Source organism: Acidimicrobiia bacterium (genome assembly GCA_036271555.1).
Taxonomy (GTDB): domain Bacteria; phylum Actinomycetota; class Acidimicrobiia; order IMCC26256; family PALSA-610; genus DATBAK01.
The window spans coordinates 16,889-36,442 of the sequence record DATBAK010000097.1 but is presented as its reverse complement, the minus strand read 5'-3'; the positions used below and the strand labels follow the sequence as shown (position 1 = coordinate 36,442).

Here is a 19,554-nt window from a genome sequence, read left to right as displayed (position 1 = left end):
GTGCTCGACGGCGACTTCGTGACGCCGCCCGCGTCGGCGGGTTGCCTGCTCGGCGTCACGCGCGGTCTGCTGCTCGAGCTCGCCCCGACCGTCGGCATCGAGGCGTGCGAGCGCGACCTGCCGATGGACGCGCTCGCGCGCGCGTCGGAGGTGATCCTCACCTCGACGACCCGCGAGGTACAGGCCGTCGACCGAATCGTCGTCGACGGGAGTGAGGACTTCGCGTACGCGGCGCCCGGTCCGCTCGCGTCGCGTCTCGCGCCCGCCTTCGCCGCGCTCGTCGCGCGCGACCTCGATCCGTAGTCGGGCGCGGCCTCGTCAGGACGGAGGCGGCGCCGGGCGCAGGTGCACGACATCGCCGGCGGTCAGGGTGTGCTCCTCGCCGTCGTCGGCGTGCACCACGAGGTGCCCGAGGTCGGTGAGCGCGACCGCGTCGCCTTCGAGCGCGTCGCGCGCGCGCTCGACGCGGACGCGCCGGCCGAGGGTCGCGCTGTTCGCAGTGTGCTCGTTCCGGAGGTCGACGGGTCCGCGCGCGGCCAGCGTGTCGAGGCGCGCGTCGAACGCGCGCAGCCACGCGACGAGCAGGTCGGCACGCGGCGCGACGCGTCCCTCACGGTTGCACGCGGTCGCGGTGGCGGCGATGTCGAGCGGGAAGCCGTTCCAGTCGACGTTGAGCCCCATGCCGACGACGACGGCGCCCGAGCCGGTCGCCTCCGCGAGCAGCCCCGCGAGCTTGCGGTCGTCGACGACGAGGTCGTTGGGCCACTTGAGCCGGGGCCGGACGGCACAGAGCGCGTCGACCGCGTCGATCGCGCTCAGCGCGGCCGCGACCACGACGAGGTGGCGCTGCTCCGCCGGGAGCGCGTCGCCGAGCAGCACCGACGTGAGCAACGACGCGCCCGGCGGCGCGACCCACGTGCGGCCGAGACGCCCGCGCCCCGCGCGTTGCTCGTCGGCGACCGCGACGAGTCCGGGCGCTTCACCGGTGGCCGCGGCGTCGACGAGATAGCGGTTCGTCGAGTCGATCGTCTCGAACCAACGCACCTCGTGGAACCGGGTGCCGCCGAGCCGCGCGACGAGATCGTCCCGGCGGGCCGGGGCTGCACTTCCCGCGCTCGGCGCCCGTGGCGCCGGGCCGCTCGGGCCCCGCTCGACGCGCATCGGCTCCGCCGATTCGCTCTCACTCAGGGGCATCACCCGTAGGATACGGCGCCGCATTCCAGCCGAGCGGGGGCACACGTTGCTGTCGAAGATCCTGATCGCGAACCGGGGCGAGATCGCCGTGCGCGTCATGCGGACGTGCCGCGAGCTCGGCATCGCGACGGTGGCCGTGTACTCCGACCTGGATCGCGACGCGCTGCACGTGCGCTACGCCGACGAGGCCTACTCGCTCGGCGGCCAGACCGCGGCCGAGAGCTACCTCAACACCGAGCAAATGCTGTGGGCGCTCGAGCAGTCGGGCGCCGATGCGGTGCACCCCGGCTACGGGTTCTTCAGCGAGAACGCCGAGTTCGCTCGCGCGCTCACCGACGCCGGCGCGGTGTGGATCGGTCCGCCGCCCGCGGCGATCGAGGTCATGGGCGACAAGATCTCGTCGCGACTCGCCGCCGCGCGCGCCGAGGTCGCGTCGGTACCGGGCACGACGACGCCGATCGGCGAGGTCTCCGAGATCCACGCCTTCGGCCAGGAGTTCGGCTACCCCATCGCGATCAAGGCCGCGTACGGCGGTGGCGGGCGCGGGATGAAGGTCGTGCACTCGGCCGACGAGGCCGCGTCCGCGTTCGAGTCCGCGACGCGCGAGGCGCAGGCCTACTTCGGTCGCCCCGAGGCGTACATGGAGCGCTACCTCACGCGGCCGCGCCACGTGGAGATCCAGGTGCTGTGCGACTCGCACGGCAACGGCATCTACGTCGGCGATCGCGACTGCTCCACCCAACGCCGGCACCAGAAGCTCATCGAAGAGGCGCCCGCACCGAACATCCCGGCCGACACGCGTGCCGCGATGGGCGAAGCCGCCGTGAAGGTCGCGCTCGCCTGCGGCTACGTGAACGCGGGCACCGTCGAGATGCTCTACCAGGACGGCGAGTTCTGGTTCCTCGAGATGAACACGCGGCTCCAGGTCGAGCACTGCGTCACCGAAGAGGTGAGCGGCCTCGACCTCGTCGCCGAGCAGATCTCGATCGCGTCGGGCAAGAAGCTCTCGCTCAAGCAACGGTCGGTGAAGCTGCAGGGCCACGCGATCGAATGTCGGATCAACGCGGAGAACCCGGCGAAGAAGTTCCTGCCGTCGCCCGGGCCGATCACGAAGCTGCGCGTGCCCTCGGGTCCCGGTGTGCGCTGGGACGGCGGGTACGAAGCGGGCGACGAGATCTCGCAGTACTACGACAACCTCGTCGGCAAGCTCGTCGTGCACGCCGCGGATCGCGATCGTGCGATCGCGCGCATGCTGCGCGCGCTGCGCGAGCTCGAGATCGCGGGCATCAAGACGACGGTGCCGGCCGACATCGTGCTCGTCGGTCATCCCGACTTCGCCGCGGTCGAGCACTCGACGAAGTGGGTCGAGGACGAGCTCGACCCGTCGCTGTTCGCCGAACCCGAATTCGCAGCGACCGCGCCCTCGGAAGACGGTGAGGAGAAGGCACCGCTCGTCGAGCGCACGGTGCCGGTCGAGGTCGACGGCAAGCGCTTCACGGTGAAGGTGTGGGTCGACGAGACGCCCGTCGCCGCGGCGCCGGCGCGGACGGCGAACGCCGCGCGCGCGCCACGGACGAAGGCACCGACGCGCTCGACCGGTAGCGGCGCGGTGGGCGGCGGGACCGTGGCCGCGCCGATGCAGGGCACGATCGTGAAGGTGCTCGTCGAGATCGGCGCCGCGGTCGAGGCCGGTCAGGCACTGCTCGTGCTCGAGGCGATGAAGATGGAGAACCACATCAACGCCGAGATCGCGGGCACGGTGAAGGAACTGCGGGTCGCGACCGGCGACACCGTCGGTGCCGGCGACGTGCTCGTCATCATCGAAGCCCCGGAATAAACCGGTGCGGCGAGCGCCGCGTTCGCCACTACGGTCGCCGTGATGCCGCCGCTGCTGCACGTCGACGCGTTCACGGCTGCACCCTTCGCCGGCAACCCGGCCGCCGTCTGCTTCCTCGACGAGGCGCGCGACGCGAGGTGGATGCAGTCGGTCGCCGCGGAGATGAACCTCTCGGAGACCGCGTTCCTCGTACCGCCTGCGAGCGGTGATGCGACGGATGCGTGGTCGCTGCGGTGGTTCTCCCCGAGCGTCGAGATCGACCTGTGCGGTCACGCCACGCTTGCGTCCGCGCACGCGCTCTGGGAGACGGAACGGATCCCGCGCGGCAGTCGAGCGCGGTTCGACACGCGTAGCGGCGAGCTCGGCGCGGCGCGCGCCGGCGATCTCATCGAGCTCGACTTCCCTGCGTCGTCGCTCGCGCCGGTCGCGGATGCCGATGCCGCGCCAGTGCGCGCCGCAATCGGCGTCGACGCGCAGCATCCCGTGTTGCGCACGAAGTTCGACTACTTCGTCGAGCTCGCCGACGAGGGCGCGGTGCTCGCGTACGAGCCCGACGTCGTGGCGTTCCGCTCGATCCACGCTCGCGGTGTGATCGTCACCGCGGCCGCGAAGCGCTCCGACGCCGACTTCGTGTCGCGGTTCTTCGCACCCGGCGCGGGGATCGACGAGGACCCCGTCACCGGCTCCGCGCACTGCGCGCTCGCGCCGTTCTGGGCCGCGCGCTTCGGCCGTACCGAGCTCACCGGCTACCAGGCCTCACCGCGCGGCGGCACCGTGCGCGTCCGCGTCGTCGGTGATCGCGTGATGCTCGGCGGGCACGCGGTCACCGTGCTGCGCGGCGAGCTGCTCGTCTGAGGCGAGCCGTCAGCGAAAGACCTCGCGGATGCGTCCGTTGCCGCTGTCGGCGATGTACACGTGGCGGCGCGCGTCGAAGGTGACGCCGCTCGGGAAGCTGAGGCACGCGAGGCGCGGCGGGCCGCCGTCCCCGCAGAAGCGCTCGGATCCACCGCCCGCGAACGTCCTGATCGTGCCGGCTTCGTCGATCCGGCGCACGCGCCGGTTCTTCGTGTCGACGACATAGACGGCGCCCGAGTGGTCCACCCCGACGGCGCGTGGAAAGTCGAGGCAGGCGTCGACGGCGGGACCACCGTCGCCACAGAAGCCCTCGGTGCCGTTGCCGGCGACGGTGCTGATCATGCCGTTGCGGACCCGACGGATCCGATCGTTTCGCGCGTCGGCGATGTAGAGATCGCCCTGTGCGTCGAGCGCGATGCCCTCGGGAACGCTGAGGCACGCGTCGATGGCAGGTCCACCGTCTCCGCAGAATCCGTCGGTTCCTCTGCCCGCGACCGTGGAGATCACGCCGGCGCTGTCGATCTTGCGGATCCGGTCGTTGAAGACGTCGCTGAAGAACACGTCGCCGCTCGCGTCGACGGCGATGCTCATCGGCCAGCGGAGGCACGCGTCGATCGCGGGGCCGTTGTCGCCGCAGTACGCGCTGACGCCGGTTCCCGCGATCGTCGAGATGAAGCCGGACGGGTCGATCTTGCGAATGCGATAGTTCTCCGTGTCCGCGATGTAGACGTTGTCCTGCGCGTCGACCGCGACACCCTCGGGGTTCCGAAGGCACGCGTTGACGGCGCGCCGCCCGTCGCCGCAGAAGCGCTGCTTTCCGTTGCCCGCGATCGTCCGGATGATGCCGTGCGCGACGCGCCGGATGCGGTTGTTGTCGCCGTCGACGATGAACTGCCGTCCGCGCGCGTCGACAGCATCGTCCTCCGGGAAGAAGATGCACGCCGAGATCGCGGGCCCGCCATCCCCGCAGAAACCCAGGCTGCCGTTGCCGGCGACGGTGGTGATCGTGCCGGCGGCACCGCCCGCCGCGGGCACACCGACCATGCTCGTGCCCACCAGGGCCGCGCCCACGAACGCGATCCACCACCTACCCACGCCCGGAACGTAACTCGCGCCGATCCTCACGTCGAGGGCGCCGCGTTGTCCCGCTGGTAGCCGTATCGCTAGCGTGGTCGGCCGGGAGGACGTGGGGAGGACACGTGCGGGGTACGCGATCGTTCCTCGTCGGCGCCGTCGCACTGTGCGTCACGTTGGTGCCGATCGGTGTGGGCGCGCACGCGGCCGTCGCGGTCGCGCCGCCGGTGGCGCCGACGCGGATCAGCGTGAGCACGACCGGCGGAGATCCGAACGGAAAGTCGTCCGCGCCGGCGATCAGCGACAAGGGGCGTTACGTCGCGTTCTCGTCCGCTGCGACGAATCTCGTCGCCGCCGGCGCGAGTGACGTGACGAACGTGTTCGTTCGGGATCTCGTCGCGAACACGACGCAGCTCGTGAGCGTGTCGACGAGCGGCGTCGCCGGCAACCAGCGCAGCGACCAACCGTCGATCAGTGGTGACGGCCGCTACATCGCGTTCCGCTCGAGCGCCACGAACCTCGTCGACGGCGACACGAATCACGTCGCCGACATCTTCGTGCGCGACCTGGTCGCGCAGACGACGACGCGCGTGAGCGTCGCCACCGGCGGCGATCAGACCAACGGCGCGTCATCGGATCCGCACATCGGCGTCAAGGGTCGGTTCGTCGCGTTCACGTCGTCGGCGACGACCCTCGGCGCACCGCCGCAGGTCACCGGCGACGCGTACATCCACAGCATGAAGGCCGGAACGACGACCGTGGCCGGTCTGCGCACGGGCGACGACGACTGTCGCGACTCGGGATCGGTGCAGAACCGCTCGGCCGTCGCGCTGAGCGGCGACGCATCGCACGTCGCGATCCTCGTCTTCTGCGACGGATCCCTCTACCTCTACGACCGCACCCGCCACACCGGTGTGACCCACCTCGTCGGCGGGACCTACACGGGCTCCGGCGTCGCCGGCACGATCACGTCGGTTCGCTACTCGCCCGACGGCGCCACGATGGGCTGGATCACGACGACCGAGCACGACGGCAACGCGATCCACCTCCTCGATACGTTCGCGGGGACCAGCGAGACCATCGATCCGCCCGCCACCGGCGTGTACCCGGACGGGCTCGGCCTCAGCGAAAACGGGCGAATCGTGTACGTCGGCGGCAACGGCATCGGCCGCAAGCCCGCGATCGTCGGCCCTCCGGTCGGTGTGCCGAAGGTGTACTCGTACGACCGGGCCGACGGCACGATCCGCTACGTCAGCGTCCCGCTCGAGGGCGCGTCCGCCACCGCAACCGGCACGTGCACCGCCCCTGCGCTCGTCGCCGACGCGAACACCGCGGTCTTCACGTGCACGGCCGACGACATCGTTCCCGACGATCACGACGGAACCGCCGACATCTTCGTCAACGCGGTCGCGAGCTCTCCCGCGCCCGATCTGCAGGCGATCACGACGATGCCGAATGTCACCGTCTCCGAGCCGACGAGCGGCTCCACCGACGCGACGGTGACCGTCGACCTCGATCGACCGGCCCGGTTCGATGGTCAGATCCGCGTCTCGTTCCGCGACGTCACCGCGTCGTCGCCCGCCGATTACGACTCCACCACGCAGTACATCGCGATTCGACGCGGCGACACGTCGGGCTCGGTGCAGGTGCCGATCCACGCGAACGGCCTGGAGTCCGGTTCACGAACGTTCCGCGTGATCACCCACGTCGACTTCGGCGACCTCCGGCGCGGCGCCCACTCGAACGCGTTGGTGACCATCACCGCGTGACGCGCGCTGCGACGCGCCCTGGTTCACCGTTCGTGCGACCACGGTGCCGTCGGGGCGCGTCACGGTGAACGTGATGCCGTCGAACGTCGCGCGCCAACCCGGTTGGTGCACGAGGTGGTGATGGAACGCGCACAGGCAAGCGAGGTTCGCAAGGTCGGTCGGACCATTCTTCGCCCATGCCCGGACATGGTGGACCTCGCACCAGCTCGGTCTTCGATTGCAGCCGGGGAAGCGGCACCGGCCGTCCCGAGTCATCACCGCCCGGCGTTGCGCACGGTTCGGCGTGTACCGAGTGCGTCCGACGGCGAGCGGAACGCCGTCGGGATCGAGGACGATCGGCGAGACCTGCGCGTCGCACAAGAGGCGGTCGATGGTCGCCTGCGGGAGCGGCCTCGCGACGAGCGGACCACACGCGCCGTGCACGATCGCGACGTGCGGCCGTTCTCCACCTTCGATCGGGTTCTCGGCACGATCGAGGAAGAATCGGCAGACCGTCTCGATCGCGTCGGCGCCGCGCTTCGTCGTGGTGCGGTGGTCGTCGTCGCTCGGCCGGTCCGTGGCGGCACGGATCGCTTCGTCGACGGTCGTGCCCGCGAGCTCGTCGAGGTCGGCTCCGACGATCCAGCGCGAGCCGAGGTGTGAGATGTGCGCGCCGTTGCGATCGGCCGGGTCGCGGTCGTCGAGCGCGTCGGCGCGCAGGTGGTAGTGACGGATCGCCGCGTCGAGCGCGGGGTAGTCGCGGCTCGCCGCGAAATCCACGAGCACATCCTCGATCTCGGCGTCGACGTGCTCGTGCCCTTCGCGTCAAGAGTGGGTCGCAGCACGGGTCGGGCGTCGGATCAACCGTGAAACGAGTCGGCTGAACGGCGAAGAGCCCACGAACGCTCAGTCAGTTGCGCGCGCGGTGCCACTCCAACTGGGCGGCGATGCCATCGCGCAGCGACACCTTCGGCTCCCATCCGAGCAGCTCGCGCGCCCGGTCGATCGCGCCGCCGTTGCGGCGGGAGTCGCCGGGCTCGGCGGCGCAACGGTCGACCGCGATCGGCGCGCCCGCGATCGATTCGACCAATGAGATGAGGTCGGAGATCGTGATCTCCGCGCCGCCCGCGAGGTTCACGATCGTGCCCGGTGCGACGTCGGCGTCGGCCGCGGCGAGGTTGCCCGCGACGATGTCGGAGACGTACGTGAACTCGCGGATCTGCGAGCCGTCGCCGAACAACGGGAACTCGTCGCCGTTGATCGCGGCCTCGCAGAGTCGGTGGATCGACATGTCGGGGCGCTGCCGCGGTCCGAACACGGTGAAGTAGCGGAGCGACACCGTCGACAGTCCCCAGTTCGCGGCGAACACGCCGCAGAGGTGCTCGGCCGCGAGCTTCGTGACGCCGTACGGGCTGAACGGCGCGGGCAGATCCGTCTCGGTCGTCGGGTAGCGCAACTGCGTGCCGTACACCGACGAGCTCGACGCATACACGAACCGCGGCGTGGCAACGGCGTGCACCGCGTCGAGCAGCCGCTGGGTGACGAGCACGTTCTGCTCGACGTACTCGCGGAAGCCCTTCGACCACGAGAGCCGCACGCCGGGCTGCGCGGACTGATGGAAGACGACGTCGACACCGTCGAGCAACGGTTCGATCGGCGAGGTGCGGAGATCCGCCTCGACCAGCTCGATTCCTGTCGACTGTGCGTTCGCGCGCTTCTGCGAGATGTCGTAGTACGGCGTCAGCGAGTCGACCGCGACGACGGTATCGCCGCGCGCGACGAGCGCATCGACGAGATGGCTGCCGACGAAGCCGGCGGCCCCGGTAACCAGCGCGCGCACGTTACGAGGCGGCTTCGGCGAGTGATTCCGCGAGCGCGGGGTGGACGAGCAGCGAGTCGACGATGTCGGTCACGGTGAGGCGGTTCGTGACCGCGACCGCGATGATGCTGATGAGCTCGGCCGCGTTGCGACCGACGATCGAGCCGCCGAGCACGACACCCGTCGCGGGGTCGGAGAGCACCTTCACGAAGCCCCGCGAGTCGCCCTTGATGAGCGCCTGCGCGTTCGCCGAGAACGGCACCTTCGTGACGCGCAGCTTGCGACCGACCGCGAACGCCTCGGCCTCGACGAGACCGACGTCGGCGATCTCGGGCTCGGTGAAGATCGCGGACGCGGCCTTGTCGTAGTCGAGGTGGCGGTGCGCGACCGCGGTGAGCCCCATCACGTGCTCCGCGATCTTGCGACCCTGCATCGCCGCGACCGACGACAGCGGCAGCCGTCCCGACAGGTCGCCGGCGCTGTAGATGTGCGGCACGTTGGTCTGGCAGTGGCGGTTGCCCGGCACGTAACCGCCGTCGTCGACGTGCACACCCGCGGCGTCGCAGCCGAGGCCGTCGCTGTTGGGGATCGAGCCGATGCAGAGCAGGCCGTGCGAGCCGTCGGCGCGGCGACCGTCGTCGCACGACACGAACACCTTCGAACCGTCGCGCTCGATCGCGATCGCGCGCGCGCCCTTCAACAGCTTCACGCCGCGCGACAGGAACTCCTGCTCGAGCACGGCCGCGACCTCCGCGTCCTTGTTCGGTAGCACCTGTTGACGCGAGACGACGAGCGTCACGTGCGCGCCGAGCGCGCTGAACATGTGCGTGAACTCGACGCCGGTGACGCCCGAACCCACGACGACGAGATGCTCGGGGATCTCCGGCGGCGGATACGCCTGTCGGGTCGTCAGGATGCGCTCACCGTCGACGGTCACCCAGTCGGGGATGCGCGGACGCGAGCCGGTCGCGAGCAAGATCGCGTCGGCGTCGATCTGCTCGGTGCCGTCGGCGGTGTCGATCGCGACGGTGTACGGCGACACGAGCCGACCCGTGCCCGCGACCATGCGCACGCCCTGCGACTCGAGCAGGCTGCGCACCGACTCGTGGAGCCGGCCTTCGATCGACGCGACGCGCTCGCGCAGCGCGTCGAAATCGAGGTTGCCGTCGGCGCGCAGGCCCATGACCCGCGAACGCGTGAGCTCCGACAGCTCGCCGCCGGTCGCGATCATCGCCTTCGACGGGATGCAGTCCCAGAGGTGCGCGGCGCCGCCGATGATGTCGCGCTCGACGAGCGTGACCTCGGCGCCGAGCGTCGCCGCGACAGTGGCCGCGGTATTTCCCGCGGGACCACCACCAAGGATCACGAAGCGCACCGGCACGGGCTCAAGGGTACTGAGCCGGTACCTGCCCACCGCGCACTGCGCACTGCATACTGATCGCCGTGGCGGAACGACCCGGCAGGCCGAGCGCTGTCGTCGTGCTCGGGCATCCGGCCCGGCGCGACGGACGGCCCCATCGGGTTCAGCGGGCGCGCGTCGCGGCCGCGGTCGACGTGTTCCGCGCGGTCGACGCCGACCGGCTGGTGATGTGCGGCGGTGCGCGCAAGAACTCGATCGTCGAGGCCGACGTGATGGTGCGGCTCGCGCGCGAGCTCGGCGTCGACACCGACGCGCTGGTCGCCGAACGCCGTTCGACGACGACGTGGGAGAACGTGCGCGAGGCCGAGACGCTCGTGCGCGACTGCGCGGCCGTGCACCTCGTCTCACAGCCGCTCCACGCGGCCCGAGCACGTCGCTACTGGCTGCGCCAGTTCCCCAACGACGCGGACCGGGTCTTCGTGACGCTCGGCGATGTCGACACGCGCTGGTGGATCGCGGCTCCGATCGCGGGCTACGAGCTCGCGATCATGGTGCGCGATCGGATCCGAAGGCCGGTGCAGACCCGGTAGCGTCGGGCGCCAATGCCGGAGATGCGTCACGACGCGCTGACCGATCGGCTCGTGATCGTCGCAGCGGAGCGGGCGGCGCGGCCGGACACGTTCCGTCGCGAGCACGAGCCGCTCCCCGCGCTCGCGCCCGACTGCCCGTTCTGTCCCGGCCACGAGTCCGAGACGCCTCCCGAGGTCGCGCGCCGCGGCGACGGTGAGCCCGAGACGCCGGGTTGGAGCCTGCGCGTGGTGCCGAACAAGTTCCCGATCGTCGGCGGCGCAGTCGCGGGCGCGCACGAGGTCGTCGTCCTCTCCCCCGCGCACGATCGGTCGCTCGGCGCGCTGTCGGTCGACGCCGCGACCGAGGTCTTCCGCACGCTGCGAGATCGCAGCGCGTTCCATCTCGACGCCGGCCTCGCGCACGCGGTGCCGTTCGTGAACCACGGCCGCGCCGCGGGCGCGTCGATCGAGCACCCGCACGCGCAGCTCGTGGTGCTCGACTTCGTGCCACCCGGTGTCGCGGACGACGTCGGTCGCTTCGAGCGCGCGGGCCGCGACCTCGTGGCCGACGCGCTCAGCAACGCGCGCGGCACCGATTACGCGGTGATCGACGGGCCTGCGCCCGCGTGGTGCAATCCCGCGGCGAGCGAGCCGTTCGAGGTGCTCGTCGCGCACCGCTCGACCCGCGCCCGCTTCGACCAGGCGACCGACCCGGAGATCGAAGTCGTCGCGCGCACCACGCACGAGGTGCTGGCGCGCCTGTCGGCACTGCTCGGCGACCCCGCGTACAACCTCGTCGTGCACACCGCGCCGGCCGCGGCCCGTCCCGGCTACCACTGGTACGTGCGGATCACGCCCCGCCTCACGGTGGTCGCGGGCTTCGAGCGCGGCAGTGGAATGTTCGTGAACATCGTGCCGCCCGAGCACGCCGCGACCGCGCTTCGCGAGCAGCGCGCGCCGTGACCGCACGCATTCGAATCGCGACGACGATCGACGCTTCGCGCGCGCAGGTGTGGGACGTCGTCGAGTCGATCGAGGACCACGTCGACTGGATGGGCGACGCCGAGCGCATCGAGTTCGTCTCACGCGCGCATCGGGGTGTCGGCACGGAGTTCGACTGCTTCACACGCATCGGGCCCTTCCGCTTGCGCGACCGCATGACGGTCACCGAATGGGATGCCGGTCACGCGGTCGCGATCGAGCACCGCGGCGTGGTCAGCGGCACGGGTCGGTTCGCACTGCGGTCGAAGCGGCGCGGCCGCACGCGCTTCATCTGGACCGAGCGGTTGCGCTTCCCGTGGTGGATGGGCGGCCCCGTCGGCGAACAGATCGCGAAGCCCGTGTTCAAGCGCGTGTGGCGCGGCAACCTGCGGCGGCTCCGGAAGATCGCGGAAGGGCGACCATGACCACTCCTTACGGCGCGACGGTCGCGCCCATCCAGACGCTCGGCGCGCCGACGACGATCGCGACCGCGCGACTCGCGGAGCGTCTCGGCTACGAGTCACTCTGGGTCGCGGAGGCCAACGGCAGCGAGGCGTTCTCGTTGCTCGGCGCGGTGTCGGTCGCGGCGCCCGCGCTCGGCCTCGGCACCGGCGTGCTCGCGCTGCAACTGCGCACGCCGCCGCTCGCGGCGATGGCGGCGGCGACCCTCCAACAGCTCGCGCCCGACCGCGACGTCTTCCTCGGCATCGGCATCTCTTCGCCCGTCGTCGCGGGCCGCTGGCACGGCACCGAGTACACGAACCGACCGCTCGCGCAGGTGCGCGAGTACGTCGCGCTCGTGCGCGAGTGCCTTGCGGGCGAGACCGTGTCGTTCGACGGCGACTACTACCACGTGTCGCGCTTCCGGCTCGGTCTGCGCGCGACCGAGCGCACGCCCAAGATCGTGATCGGCGCGCTCAACCCGCGCATGCTCGCGCTCGCGGGTGAGATCGCCGACGGTGTGCTGCTCAACTACCTGCCCGCGACGCTCGTGCCGTGGTCGGTCGAACAGGTGCGCGCGGGCGGACCGGCACGCATCTACGCCTACATCCACGTCGGCGTGACCGATCGCGATCGCTACGCCGAGGCGGCGCGCCGCGACCTCTTCTCCTACGCGGTCGTCGACGCGTACGCCGCGAACTTCGCGCGCGCGGGATACGCCGACGCGGTCGAAGAAGTGCGCGCGCGACACGGAGCGCGTGAGCGCGACGCGGCGGTCGCCGCGGTGTCGGACGAGTGGGTCGACGGCGTGCAGATCATGGGCGACGCCGCGCACGTGCAGCGCTCGGTGCAGGCGTACGTCGACGCCGGCGTCGAGACGCCGATCGTGTTCCCGCTCCCCTGGGGCGAGGATCGCGCCGCGGTCGTCGAAGCGACGCTCGACGCGGCCAAACCGCGCGCCTGAGCGGGCTACGAGCCCGAGAACGTCGCTTTTCCGGGGCCGTGCTCAAGGTAGCTCGCGATCCCGGTCGCGGCGTCGTTCGTGGCGAACGAGTCGGCGAAACGGTCGGCCTCGAGGTCGAGACCCTCGGCCAGCGTGCGCTCGATCCCGTCGTCGATGGCGCGCTTGGCGAAGCCCATCGCGGCGACGGCGCCCGACGCGAACGACTGCGCCCAACGCAGGGCCTCGTCGAGCACGGCGTCGGCCGGCACCACCTTGTCGACGAGCCCGATCGCAAGCGCTTCGTCGGCGCGCACCTGCCGGCCGCTCCAGATCAACTCCTTCGCGCGTGACGCGCCCACCAACCGCGCCAGCCGTTGCGTCGCGCCGCCACCGGGGATGATGCCGAGCAGGATCTCGGGCTGCCCGACACGCGCGTTGTCGGCGGCGACACGCAGGTCGCACGCGAGCGCGACCTCGAGCCCGCCGCCGAGCGCGTAGCCGCGGATCGCTGCGATCACGGGCCGCTCGATCGCGGCGAGCGCGTCGGCCGCGGTCCGGAACGACGCGGCGACGATGCGCGCCGATTCGCGGTCCGGCGAGAACTCGGTGACGTCGGCACCGGCCGCGAAGGCGCGGTCGTTTCCGGTGATCACGACCGCCTTCACCGTTGCGTCGGCGGCGATCGCATGCGCGCGCTGCGCGAGCTCGGCGAGCAACGACGCCGACAGCGCGTTGAGCGGCGGGCGGTCGAGGGTCAGGAGCGCGACACCGTCGTCGACGGCGATCTTCACTTCGTCGGTCACGGCGGGCGAGGCTACTTGTGGTCGTGCACGAGCAGGATCTCGGCGCCGACGGGACGGAAGCCCGCGGCGAGCACGCCGCGCACCGACGCCGCGTTTCCGGGCGCGACCTGCGCCCACACCGGCGTGTCGTGCGGCAGCGTGCGCACCGCGCTGAGCACGAGCGCGCGGCCGAGACCCGCGTCGCGTGCGGCCGGATCGACCTCGTACGCGACCTCCCAGCGGTTCGTGAGCCCGCGTCCCAACACGACGACACCGGCTCCGTCGACGGTCTCGTAGACGCGCAGCGTGCGCCGATGCCGGCGCGCCTCGCCGACACGCGGATGGTCGCAATCGGGAGACTCCACGAGCTCGACCGACGGAACCGGCTCGGGCGGCTCCCCCGGCGAGCGCGTCACGAACACCATGTCCTGCGTGCCGACGCGCACGCCGAGTGCGTCGGTGATCCACTGCAGGAACGCAACCGACGTCGGGATGCGGAACTCGCCGTGTGGCACGCGCGCGTCGACCTCGCCCTGGTCGAGGCCACCCGTGAGGGCGAACGTGCCCGTCAGCGCGACGAGCGCGTCGATGCCGTGTGGGAGCGCGGGCATCGAGTGCACGATCCCGTCGGTGGGCGGGAACGCGCCGTGCGCGGCGCGGTCGAGCAACGGTGCGAGCGGGTGCACCACCGGCGCTACGCCAACAACTCGGACGCGGCCGCGAAGGGATCGAGCTCGCGCGCCGCGACCCGGTCGACGAGCGCGTCGAACTTCGCACCCGAGCCGAGCGCGGCGGCACGTTCGCGCAGCTGCTCGGCGACGATCGCGCGCAGCTCGTCTCGCACGCGCGTGCGGCGACGCGCGTCGACGAGGTCGTGCGCTTCGAGGAAGTCGCGGTGCGCACGCAGCGCGTCCCGGAGCTCGGCGACGCCCGTCCCTTCGGTCGCAACCGTCTCGACGATCGGCGGTCGCCATTGGTGTTCGTCGAGACCGCCGAGGTCGAGCATGCCGTCGAGGTCGCGCCGCGTCTCCCGCGCGCCGGGACGGTCGGCCTTGTTCACGACGAAGACGTCGGCGACCTCGAGCAGCCCCGCCTTCGCGGCCTGCACGCCGTCGCCCCAACCGGGGTTCACCACCACGACGGTCGAGTCGGCGTGACCCGCGATCTCGACCTCGACCTGACCGACGCCGACGGTCTCGATCAGCACCCATTGCTTCTTCGCGGCGTCGAGCACGCGCACCGCGAGCGGTGTCGCGAGCGCGAGGCCTCCGAGGTGACCGCGCGTCGCCATCGAGCGGATGAACACGCCGGGGTCGGTCGAGTGGTCCTGCATGCGGACGCGGTCGCCGAGGATCGCACCGCCGCTGAACGGGCTCGTCGGATCGACCGCGAGCACACCGACCTCGATGTCACACGCGCGCAGCTGCTTCACGAGCGCGTCGGTCAGGGTCGACTTGCCGGCGCCCGGCGCGCCCGTGATGCCGACGGTCCACGCGTTCCCGGTGTGCGGCGCGGTCGCGGCGATCGCGGCACGCGCTCGCTCGCCGCCGACCTCCACCATCGTGAGCAGCTTCGCGATCGCGACCCGATCACCGTCGCGGGCTCGCGCCACCAACGCGGCCGCATCATCCGTCATCGAGTGAGCGTACGTTCCCACCACAACGCGAGCGCACGTTCCCACCAGAACGGGCGGGTCGCGTGCGGCCCGTCCGATCCGCTCCCATCCCGCGTCAGGAGCGGCGAGCGAAAGCGAGTGCGACCAGAAAGCTCAGAGGCAGCCGACTACTCGTCGGTGGTGACCTCGGTGATGCCGGGGACGCGGTCCATGATGATCCGCTCGACCCCGGCCTTCAGGGTCATCGTCGACACCGGGCAGGTGCCGCACGCGCCGACGAGCGTCACGTGGACGACGCCGTCGTCGTCGAGCTCACGGAACACGATGTCGCCCCCGTCGGACTGGAGCGCGGGCCGGATGGCGTCGATCGCCTCGAGCACCGCGGGTTCCATGCTGGCGAGATCGAGGGCCATGCTCATCCCAATCCGTCGACGTCACGGGCCGTTCGGCCCGGGATTGCAACGGCCTCAGTATCCCACCGATTCCCGGCCGGGCCTCACTTGAGGCGGGACACGTCGGCACCCAGCGCCCGCAGCTGGGCCGGCAGATCCGGGTAGCCACGGTCGACGTGCTCACAGTTGTAGACGATCGTGTCGCCCTCGGCGGCGAGGCCCGCGAGCGTGAGCGCGGCGCCGGCCCGCACGTCCGACGCCTGCACCGGCGCACCCGACAGTCGCTCGACGCCGCGCACGACCGCGTGCCGGCCTTCGTTGCGGACGTCGGCACCCATGCGCGCGAGCTCGTCGACGAATTGGAAGCGACCGTCGTACACGTTCTCGGTGACGATCGCGGTGCCGTCGGCGACCGCCATGAGCGCGACGACCATCGGCATGAAGTCGGTCGCGAAGCCGGGGAACGGCAACGTCGCGACGTCGACCGCGGTGAGACGACGGCGCGCGTGCGCCCACAGGCCATCGGGTGTCGGCGACACGCGCATGCCCATCTCGCCGAGCTTCAGCGTCACCAGCTCGAGGTGCTCGGGGCGCACACCGGTGAGCTCCACCTCACCGCCCGCGATGCCGCAGGCCATGATGAGCGTGCCGGCCTCGATGCGGTCGCCCATGAGCTCGCTGTCGACCGCGTGCAGCTCGTCGACGCCTTCGATCTCGAGCGTCGACGATCCGGCGCCGGTGATCTGCGCGCCCATGCGGTTGAGGAACGCGCACAGGTCGGTGATCTCGGGCTCGCGCGCCGCGTTCTCGATCACGCTCGTGCCCTTCGCGCGCACGGCCGCGGTGAGCAGGTTCTCGGTCGCGCCGACGCTCGGGAACTCGAGCACGATGCGACCACCGGTCAGACCCGACGGCGCACGCGCCTCGATGTAGCCGTGCACGACGTCGATGTCGGCGCCGAGCAGCTCGAAACCGCCGAGGTGCATGTTGATCTTGCGACTGCCGATGTTGTCGCCGCCCGGCATCGCGACGCGCGCTTCACCGGCGCGCGCGAGCAGCGGACCGAGCACGTTGATCGACGCGCGCATGCGCGACACGATCTCGTACGGCGCTTCCGGCTCGAGGTCGTAGGTCGCGTCGATCGTGAGCGTGTCCTTGCCGGCCCATTCCGCCTGCGCGCCGAGCACGCCGAGCAGCTCGATCATCACGTCGAGGTCGGCGACCGGCGGGATGTTCGAGATGCGGGTGACACCGGGCGCGAGCAATGCCGCGGCCATCTGTTTCGTGCCCGAGTTCTTCGTCGCCCCGGGGATGTGCACCGATCCCTCGATCCGGTGCCCGGGACGCACGAGGAAGCGCGTCATGACCGTCGAGCGTATCGGCGCGGGGCTCGAAATCAGCGCTTGGGAAGCGCTGCCACCCAGGCGACGGCGGCGGCGCTCGCATCGACCAGCGCGGTCGCTTGCGTCAGTCCGCTCGCCTTGAGCGGCCGGAACCCGTGATCGGCGCTCTCGATCCAGTGGAACGCGACCGGTCCCTTGATCTTGCGCGCGTGTTGTTTGATCGCGCGTTGTTCTCCGAGCGAGTCGCGCGTACCGCTCACGAAGAGGACCGGCACGCGGATGCGCGGGAAATGCTCGACGCGCAGCTGGTCGGGCTTGCCGGCGGGATGGAGCGGGTAGCCGAGCAGCAGGAGGCCGAGCGCGGGCAGCGGGTCGTCGGCTGCGCCGACCGCGAGCGACGCGTAGCGACCGCCCATCGACCGGCCGCCGAGCACCAGCCGTTCCGCCGGGAGCTTCGTGCGTCGGCTCAGCTCACGCGCCGCGTCACGGGTCGCGGCGTCGAGCACTGCGGGCCGGTCGGGCGCCTTCTTGCCCGCGCTGCGGTACGGGAAGTCGAACCGCAGGACGGGAATCTTCGCGGCGACGAGCGCGTCGGCGAACGCCGTCAGCGCGACCGCGTGCATGTCGGCGCCGGCGCCGTGCGCAAGCAGCACCGCGCGGTCCGCGCCCCGTTTTCCCGCCTGGAACTCGGTCTCGAGCTCCGTCACCGAGCGAGCACCCACTTCGTGAGGAACGCCTCGGTACGGTCGATCTCGTCGATCACGTTCTCGAGCTTGCGGAAGCCGTGACCCTCACCCGCGTACACGTGGTATTCGACCGGCGCGCCGGCGCGCCGCATCGCGTCCACCATCGCGTCGGCCTGTGCCTTGGGCACCGCCTTGTCCTCGTCGCCCTGCAGCACGAGCACCGGCACGGTGATCTCGTGCGCGTGCGTGATCGGCGAACGATCGCGATACCGATCGGCGGTCGCGGGCAGCTTGCCGATGAGCGCGTCGAGATAGCGCGACTCGAAGCGGTGCGTCGTCCGCGCGAGCTCGAACAGGTCGGTCACACCGAACAGACTCACGCCGGCGCGCACGACGTCGCCGTGCAGCGCGCAGAGGAGCAGCACGGTCATGCCGCCCGCGCTGCCGCCGACCACCGCGACGCGGTGCGGGTCGCACCACGCTTCCTTGATCGCGTGACGGATGCCGGCCGCGGTATCGGCGACGTCGACGACACCCCACTCTTCGCGGAGCCCTTGCGCGTACTCGCGGCCGTAGCCCGTCGACCCGCGGTAGTTCGGCGCGAGCACGACCCAACCGCGCGACACCCAGTACGCGATCCGCGGGTTCCACCCGGCTTCGACCTGACTCGTCGGGCCGCCGTGGATGTGGACGTAGAGCGGCGGCGGTTGCCTCGGCGCGAGCGCGCTGCGTTCCGGTCGGTACAGCAGCCCGCGCACGGTGGCGCGCCCCGACTTCCATTCGACGGCCTCGGGCTCGACGAGTCCTGCGGCCTCGAAGCCACCGACCGGACCGCGCGCGACGGCCCGTCGCTCTCCGGTCTGCGGGTCGACGACGACGACCGTCGACGGCGTTCTCGCGCCGGCGCGCACCGCGACGATGCCGCGGTGCGCGTTCCACCCGATGCCCGAGTGCCACGCCTTGCCGAGCTCCTTGGGCTCGCTGCGGTCGTCGGTCGTCTTGACCACGAGGCGGCCGAAGCCCTGCTCGTTGCGGCAGTACGCGATCGCCGTGCCGTCGGGCGCCCACGCGTAGGTGCGCTGACCGGGACCCCACGCGGGGCCCGCGTGCTCGTGCGGCTCGTCGTGCAGGAGCCGCGGCTCGCGGCCGGTCGCGCGCGCCACCCAGATGCGCGCGACGTCACCGCGATCGCTGACGAACGCGAGGTGCGCGCCGTCGGGCGAGAAGCGCGGTTGCCCGACACCTTCGTCGTGTCCGCCCGCGACGATCGCGGGCGCGCCTTCGCCGTCGACCGCTTTCATCGCGATGCGCGACGCGTCCCACGACATCTCGTCGAGATCCCACTCGTGCCACGCGAGCGTGCGGCCGTCGGCGCTCCAGTCCGCGTCCCACGCGTAGTCGGCACGCTGCGAGAGCTTGCGCGGCCACTGCTCGCCGTCCACGGGCACGACCGCGATGTCGCACGCGGCGTCGGTCTCCAAGCTGAACGCGACGCGCGTTCCGTCGGGTGATGCTGCGGGCGCGAACGCGGCGCCGCGGTCGCTGACGACGCGCACGACACCGCCGTTCGCGTCGACGATCGCGAGGTGCCCGTTCGCGCCGGCGACCGCGAGCAGGTCGTCGGTGACCCAGCAGTAGCCACCCCCGCCGTACGCGCCGGCCGGCGTGACCGCGAAGTCGGCGGTGATCACGCGCGGCGCCTCGGAACCGTCGGCCGGCGCGACCACGATGTCGGTGCGGCCGTTCCACGAGTCGAGCCATGCGAGCGCGGCGCCCGCCGGCGACCACCTCGGCTCCCCCACCCCGTGCGACCGGGCCAGCATCGCCGCCGTGATCGGTCGAAGCTCGGTCATACGCGGACCCTACGCGCCCGACCCTTGAAACCGAACGCAGTCCCCGGGACGGGCGAGATGGG

Annotated in this window: 20 protein-coding genes; 8 read left to right on the top strand and 12 right to left on the bottom strand. The window is 71.4% G+C overall.

Going from position 1 to position 19,554, the window contains the following annotated elements; all coding sequences use genetic code 11:
- On the top strand, positions 1-303 hold a 303-nt coding region (locus VH914_21825; GenBank protein ID HEX4493856.1), incomplete at its 5' end, for an aminotransferase class IV.
- 15 nt (positions 304-318) lie between these two features.
- Here the strand turns inward: VH914_21825 and VH914_21820 are convergent.
- Positions 319-1,194, bottom strand: a complete 876-nt coding sequence (locus VH914_21820; protein ID HEX4493855.1) for a biotin--[acetyl-CoA-carboxylase] ligase — start codon at positions 1,192-1,194, stop codon at positions 319-321.
- Positions 1,195-1,240: 46 nt separating this feature from the next.
- On the opposite strand from VH914_21820, the gene VH914_21815 reads away from it, so the two are divergent.
- Complete coding sequence (locus VH914_21815; protein ID HEX4493854.1) at positions 1,241-3,031, top strand: acetyl-CoA carboxylase biotin carboxylase subunit; 1,791 nt, start codon at positions 1,241-1,243, stop codon at positions 3,029-3,031.
- Between the two features lie 42 nt (positions 3,032-3,073).
- Complete coding sequence (locus tag VH914_21810; protein ID HEX4493853.1) at positions 3,074-3,886, top strand: PhzF family phenazine biosynthesis protein; 813 nt, start codon at positions 3,074-3,076, stop codon at positions 3,884-3,886.
- 9 nt (positions 3,887-3,895) lie between these two features.
- Here the strand turns inward: VH914_21810 and VH914_21805 are convergent, their stop codons facing one another.
- Positions 3,896-4,981: an NHL repeat-containing protein gene (locus VH914_21805; protein HEX4493852.1), complete on the bottom strand. Its 1,086-nt coding sequence runs from the start codon at positions 4,979-4,981 to the stop codon at positions 3,896-3,898.
- A gap of 104 nt (positions 4,982-5,085) precedes the next feature.
- Here VH914_21805 and VH914_21800 point away from each other — a divergent pair, with 104 nt between their 5' ends.
- Positions 5,086-6,729, top strand: a complete 1,644-nt coding sequence (locus VH914_21800) for a hypothetical protein (GenBank protein ID HEX4493851.1) — start codon at positions 5,086-5,088, stop codon at positions 6,727-6,729.
- Here the strand turns inward: VH914_21800 and VH914_21795 are convergent.
- The 3 genes from VH914_21795 to VH914_21785 all read right to left on the bottom strand — a co-directional run bounded on the left by VH914_21795 (position 6,640) and on the right by VH914_21785 (position 9,908).
- A complete protein-coding gene (locus tag VH914_21795) occupies positions 6,640-7,488 on the bottom strand; it encodes a DUF222 domain-containing protein (protein HEX4493850.1) in 849 nt (282 codons plus the stop codon). The two genes, VH914_21800 and VH914_21795, sit on opposite strands and share 90 nt — an antisense overlap.
- Before the next feature lie 130 nt (positions 7,489-7,618).
- Positions 7,619-8,548, bottom strand: a complete 930-nt coding sequence (locus tag VH914_21790) for an NAD-dependent epimerase/dehydratase family protein (GenBank protein ID HEX4493849.1) — start codon at positions 8,546-8,548, stop codon at positions 7,619-7,621.
- A gap of 1 nt (position 8,549) precedes the next feature.
- Entirely contained in the window at positions 8,550-9,908 is a 1,359-nt protein-coding gene (locus VH914_21785; GenBank protein ID HEX4493848.1) for an FAD-dependent oxidoreductase, read from the bottom strand.
- 62 nt (positions 9,909-9,970) lie between these two features.
- On the opposite strand from VH914_21785, the gene VH914_21780 reads away from it, so the two are divergent.
- From VH914_21780 to VH914_21765, 4 genes are read left to right on the top strand one after another with little or no spacing between them, the layout of a single operon-like run.
- The gene (locus tag VH914_21780) at positions 9,971-10,477 is read left to right on the top strand and encodes a YdcF family protein (GenBank protein ID HEX4493847.1); all 507 of its coding nucleotides are present in this window, start codon (positions 9,971-9,973) and stop codon (positions 10,475-10,477) included.
- Positions 10,478-10,489: 12 nt separating this feature from the next.
- On the top strand, positions 10,490-11,419 hold the full coding sequence (locus tag VH914_21775; GenBank protein ID HEX4493846.1) for a hypothetical protein: 930 nt from the start codon (positions 10,490-10,492) through the stop codon (positions 11,417-11,419).
- Complete coding sequence (locus VH914_21770) at positions 11,416-11,862, top strand: SRPBCC family protein (protein ID HEX4493845.1); 447 nt, start codon at positions 11,416-11,418, stop codon at positions 11,860-11,862. The genes VH914_21775 and VH914_21770 overlap by 4 nt, the downstream gene beginning before the upstream one ends.
- Positions 11,859-12,842: an LLM class F420-dependent oxidoreductase gene (locus VH914_21765; GenBank protein HEX4493844.1), complete on the top strand. Its 984-nt coding sequence runs from the start codon at positions 11,859-11,861 to the stop codon at positions 12,840-12,842. The genes VH914_21770 and VH914_21765 overlap by 4 nt, the downstream gene beginning before the upstream one ends.
- Before the next feature lie 5 nt (positions 12,843-12,847).
- On the opposite strand, the gene VH914_21760 is transcribed toward VH914_21765, so the two are convergent.
- The 7 genes from VH914_21760 to VH914_21730 all read right to left on the bottom strand — a co-directional run bounded on the left by VH914_21760 (position 12,848) and on the right by VH914_21730 (position 19,492).
- On the bottom strand, positions 12,848-13,624 hold the full coding sequence (locus tag VH914_21760; GenBank protein ID HEX4493843.1) for an enoyl-CoA hydratase-related protein: 777 nt from the start codon (positions 13,622-13,624) through the stop codon (positions 12,848-12,850).
- A gap of 11 nt (positions 13,625-13,635) precedes the next feature.
- Positions 13,636-14,292 carry a GNAT family N-acetyltransferase gene (locus VH914_21755; GenBank protein HEX4493842.1) on the bottom strand — a complete coding sequence of 219 codons (657 nt, stop codon included), beginning with the start codon at positions 14,290-14,292 and terminating at the stop codon, positions 13,636-13,638.
- A gap of 5 nt (positions 14,293-14,297) precedes the next feature.
- The gene (gene meaB / locus VH914_21750) at positions 14,298-15,239 is read right to left on the bottom strand and encodes a methylmalonyl Co-A mutase-associated GTPase MeaB (GenBank protein HEX4493841.1); all 942 of its coding nucleotides are present in this window, start codon (positions 15,237-15,239) and stop codon (positions 14,298-14,300) included.
- A 146-nt stretch (positions 15,240-15,385) separates the two neighbouring features.
- Positions 15,386-15,610 (bottom strand): NifU family protein, encoded by a 225-nt coding sequence (locus VH914_21745; protein ID HEX4493840.1) that lies wholly within the window; start codon positions 15,608-15,610, stop codon positions 15,386-15,388.
- A gap of 104 nt (positions 15,611-15,714) precedes the next feature.
- The gene (gene murA / locus VH914_21740) at positions 15,715-16,974 is read right to left on the bottom strand and encodes a UDP-N-acetylglucosamine 1-carboxyvinyltransferase (GenBank protein HEX4493839.1); all 1,260 of its coding nucleotides are present in this window, start codon (positions 16,972-16,974) and stop codon (positions 15,715-15,717) included.
- 32 nt (positions 16,975-17,006) lie between these two features.
- Entirely contained in the window at positions 17,007-17,660 is a 654-nt protein-coding gene (locus VH914_21735) for an alpha/beta family hydrolase (protein ID HEX4493838.1), read from the bottom strand.
- Positions 17,657-19,492, bottom strand: coding sequence for a S9 family peptidase (locus VH914_21730; GenBank protein ID HEX4493837.1), 1,836 nt, complete (start codon positions 19,490-19,492; stop codon positions 17,657-17,659). The genes VH914_21735 and VH914_21730 overlap by 4 nt, the downstream gene beginning before the upstream one ends.
- Positions 19,493-19,554 lie beyond the last annotated feature (62 nt).